Annotated in this window: 1 protein-coding gene; it reads right to left on the reverse strand. The window is 62.4% G+C overall.

The window, feature by feature from the left end; translation table 11 throughout:
* Positions 1-188 precede the first annotated feature (188 nt).
* The gene (locus FOE67_RS28580; protein ID WP_228474401.1) at positions 189-365 is read right to left on the reverse strand and encodes a hypothetical protein; all 177 of its coding nucleotides are present in this window, start codon (positions 363-365) and stop codon (positions 189-191) included.
* Positions 366-386: the final 21 nt, after the last annotated feature.

Genomic DNA, 386 nt, shown 5'->3' on the forward strand with positions numbered 1-386 from the left:
AAGCCGTCTTCGATTTTCGGGTGCTGGCGGCAATGGCGTCAGGACGCCAGGCCGACATCGACCGCATGACCAACCAGCTGACAATGATGGTGCTGACCTTCGTCCACCCCATGTGATCCCGCGACAGGCCCCGACATAGCACCGGCCCCGCACAAGTGCAGGGCCGGTGGTGTGGCAACAGGGAAGAATCAGTAACCCAGGATCTTGTTGCGCTCGGGCAACCATGCAATGGCGTCACGGATTCCATCCGCCTGGGTCAGCTCCGCGCTCCAACCGAGCAGGTCTTTGGCCCGGCGGGACAACGTGTAGGCACCTGCGACATCGCCGGGACGCGGCGGGCCGTAGACGACCTGGCTCTTATACACGTCTGACGCTTTCGAAGCATA

This window comes from Streptomyces calidiresistens, from assembly GCF_014141525.1.
Taxonomy (GTDB): domain Bacteria; phylum Actinomycetota; class Actinomycetes; order Streptomycetales; family Streptomycetaceae; genus Streptomyces; species Streptomyces calidiresistens.